The organism is Dietzia cercidiphylli, from assembly GCF_014145145.1.
Classification (GTDB): Bacteria; Actinomycetota; Actinomycetes; order Mycobacteriales; family Mycobacteriaceae; genus Dietzia; species Dietzia natronolimnaea.
The window spans coordinates 1-3,428 of the sequence record NZ_JAALEA010000553.1 but is presented as its reverse complement, the minus strand read 5'-3'; the positions used below and the strand labels follow the sequence as shown (position 1 = coordinate 3,428).

3 protein-coding genes and 2 pseudogenes are annotated in these 3,428 nt (G+C 69.1%); 3 read left to right on the top strand and 2 right to left on the bottom strand.

The features are described 5' to 3' along the window. Positions 1-325 (bottom strand): annotated as a pseudogene (locus G6028_RS17370) (acetoacetate decarboxylase family protein); the annotation flags it as partial. Positions 326-470: 145 nt separating this feature from the next. On the opposite strand from G6028_RS17370, the gene G6028_RS17365 reads away from it, so the two are divergent. Continuing rightward, positions 471-656, top strand: a complete 186-nt coding sequence (locus tag G6028_RS17365) for a hypothetical protein (RefSeq protein WP_179523718.1) — start codon at positions 471-473, stop codon at positions 654-656. Positions 657-687: 31 nt separating this feature from the next. Here the strand turns inward: G6028_RS17365 and aspA are convergent, their stop codons facing one another. Further along, positions 688-2,181 carry an aspartate ammonia-lyase gene (gene aspA, locus G6028_RS17360; protein WP_179523719.1) on the bottom strand — a complete coding sequence of 498 codons (1,494 nt, stop codon included), beginning with the start codon at positions 2,179-2,181 and terminating at the stop codon, positions 688-690. Between the two features lie 117 nt (positions 2,182-2,298). On the opposite strand from aspA, the gene G6028_RS17355 reads away from it, so the two are divergent. Together G6028_RS17355 and G6028_RS17490 are read left to right on the top strand one after the other, a co-directional pair. Then, on the top strand, positions 2,299-3,084 hold the full coding sequence (locus tag G6028_RS17355) for a phosphatase PAP2 family protein (RefSeq protein ID WP_182640724.1): 786 nt from the start codon (positions 2,299-2,301) through the stop codon (positions 3,082-3,084). 99 nt (positions 3,085-3,183) lie between these two features. Then, a pseudogene (locus tag G6028_RS17490) lies at positions 3,184-3,428 on the top strand (hypothetical protein); the annotation flags it as partial.

The window sequence follows — 3,428 nt, the reverse complement described above, 5'->3', positions numbered from 1 at the left end:
GCAGCTCGTGGATGTGCTGCTGGACACCGACCCCCGGCACCTTGACCTGGAATGCCAACCCCACCTCGTGATATCCACCGAGGACGTTGCCCGGGACGTCGTGGTACCGGACGTGGATCATCGTGACCGGCGTACGACCACCCGGGAGGGACACCGGCTCGGCCCCCGCGGAATCCAGGATCGCGGACTGGGGCCCTGCGGCGATCAGCCGACGGGCGACGGCCGTCCGCGACAGGAACGCGGCGCCCGATATCGAGGCGGAGACGACGGGGACCGGGAACGTGATCTGACGGCCCGCGACGACGCGGGTGGTGGGAGAACTCATGCCCCGACGTTAGCCGCTACGGTAACAGGTTTCAGCATATTTCGGGGCTAACGTCCCGGGGTCGACCACGGATAGACCAGGTAGAGACGGGCACACGGTCCGCCCACGCGGCACAGACCGCGTCGACACCCACCGGGAGCACACCATGTTGAAGGCACTCGCCGACTTCTTCGCCCAGTTCGATTTCACCGTCGGTTCGTCCGCCGCGATCAACGGCTTCATCTCCGGCTCCACCGCCGCCCTCGAGCAGTCGTTCGGATTCGACAGCTCGATCGGACAGCTCGCCGTGAGCAGCATCGGCCGGGTCGGCCCCGTCGAGAACGGCGCCTGACCCGACTCCACCGACACCGGAGAACCCCCGGTCACCCCCTCGGGTGGTCGGGGCGATCCGCGTCTCGGGTGGGGTCCGACAGGTCGTCGGGAGGCGCGGCTGCCAGCTGACCACTCGACTTGCCCTTGTACCGGGGCCGCAGCAGATTCGCGGGGGACAGGATGTCGTCGACCTCCTCCGCCGAGAGCAGGCCCATCTCCAGCACGACCTCGCGGACGCCACGGCCCGAGCGCGCGCACTCACGGCCCACCAGGTCGCCGTTGTGGTGACCGATCACGGGATTCAGATAGGTGACGATGCCGATCGAATCCATGACGTTGCGGCGGGCCACCTCGACGTTGGCCGTGATACCCCGCACGCACTTCTCCGTGAGCGTCTCGATCGCCTTGGTGAGCAGGGAGATCGACTCGAACATCGCCTGCGCGATCACGGGCTCCATCACGTTGAGCTGCAGCTGCCCCGCCTCGGCCGCCATCGTCACCGTGACGTCGTTGCCGATCACCTTGAAGCAGACCTGGTTGACCACCTCGGGGATCACCGGGTTCACCTTGGCCGGCATGATCGACGACCCCGCCTGGAGCTCGGGGAGGTTGATCTCGTTGAATCCCGCGCGCGGGCCGGAGGAGAGCAGACGCAGGTCGTTGCAGATCTTGGACACCTTGGACGCGGTCCGCTTGAGAGCGGCGTGGACGTTGACGTAGTCGCCGGTGTCGCTGGTCGCCTCGATGAGGTTCATGGCCCCGGTGACCGGCAGACCGGTCACGACCCGCAGGTGCTCGACCACCGCACGGCGGTAGTCGGGCGGTGTGTTGACGCCGGTGCCGATGGCCGTGGCGCCGAGGTTCACGTCGAGCAGCATCCGGGCCGCCGCGCCGAGGACGTGGAGTTCCTCGTCGAGGGTCACCGCGAATCCACCGAACTCCTGGCCCATGGACATGGGAACGGCGTCCTGCAGCTGCGTCCGGCCCATCTTGAGGACCTCGCGGAACTCCTCCGATTTGTCGTAGCAGGCCTCCCGCAACGCGACGATCGCCGGCTCGAGCCGCTCGAGGGAGTGCCACAGGGCGATCCGGAAACCGGTCGGGTAGGCGTCGTTGGTGGACTGCGACCGGTTGACGTCGTCGTTCGGACTGATGACGTCGTAGGCGCCCTTGGGGTGACCGGTCCGCTCCAGCGCGAGGTTGGCCACCACCTCGTTGGTGTTCATGTTGACCGAGGTGCCGGCCCCGCCCTGATAGACGCACGAGGGGAACTGGTCCATGCAGCGGCCGTCCAGCAGGATCTCGTCGCACGCACCGACGATGGCCTCGGCGATGTCCGGGTCAAGGACTCCCATCTCGAGGTTCGCCAGCGCGGCGGCCTTCTTGACCATGACCATCCCGCGGATGAAGTCCGGGATGTCGCTGATGGTCTTCGAATCGATGGGGAAGTTCTCGACGGCGCGCACGGTGTGGATCCCGTAATAGGCGTCAGCCGGGACCGCCTTCTCACCGAGCAGGTCTCGTTCCACACGGGTCTGGGTCATACGTCCTCCGCTGATCGGGTCGACACGATCCACAGTAGACACGGCCCGCGGTCGGCGCGCGGTCTCACGGTTCGCGGGGATCCCCCGCCGCCGCGCGACCTTGCCTAGGGTGTGGGCATGTCGCGAACGACGACCTCCCGCCGCAGCCGGACCCTGTCCGCGGCGAAGGACGTCCTCCGGCCGCTGACCCCCTCGGACGGGGTCCTGGGCAGCATCGTCGACAGGGGCCAGGTGCCCCTGCCGCGCGGGACCTGGGCGGTGTTCGGCGTCGCGTTCGCCGGGTTCGCCCTCCCGGTCATCGGGTTCGTCGAACTGGCCGAGCGGATCAGTTCCGGTGCCAAGCTGCCCTTCGACCGGCCCGTCATGCTGTGGTTGCGCAGGCGACACACCCCGCGCAACACCCGGATCGTCAGGGCGGTCACCGAACTCGGCGGGGTCACCGCCGTCCCGGTCTTCGCGCTCGCCGCCGCGGGTTACCTGGCCTACGTGCGGGGCAGCCGCCGACCGGCCGCGTTGCTCACGGTCTCCCTCGTCGGGTCCACCGTCATCAACTCGGTCCTCAAACTGATGTACCGGCGGGACCGCCCCACCTTCTTCACCCACATCGTCGAGGAGAAGAGCTACTCGTTCCCCAGTGGGCACGCCATGGCGAGTGCGGCGCTCGCCGGCTGCGCCTGCGTGCTCGCGTGGCCGACCGGGTGGCGCTACCCGGTGATCGCCGGGTCCAGCGCCTACGTCCCCGCGGTCGGCGTGACCCGCATGTACCTCGGCGTGCATTTTCCCAGCGACGTCCTCGCCGGCTGGTGCGTGAGCCTGGCCTGGGTGGGCGAGGTGGCCACGATCATGTGGCTCGTCGACCGCCTCGACTACGCCCCTCCGCTGCTCTCGCGTCCGGAGTCGTGATGGGCACCCACGCCCGGATCGTCCTGCACCACGGGGACATCCCCCGACTTCCGGCGGACGCGGTGGTCGACGCCGCCGCCCTGCGCCTGGCCCGGTCCCTTGTCGACTGAGGCGACCTCGCGAGCCGGCGCGGGACCGTCGAACGACGCGACCGCCGCCCCGGCAGTGGTCCTGACCGAGGTCTTCGCCCCGTGGGTGGTGCTCACAGCCGGCTCGCTCCACCTCGGCCACCGGGTGGGCTCGACCGGCTGGGGGGCGGCGACCGCAGCCGGACTGGGGGTGTTACCCCAGGCGGCGATCGCCTGGCGGGTGCGACGCAAGGCCCTGTCCGATCACCACGTCAC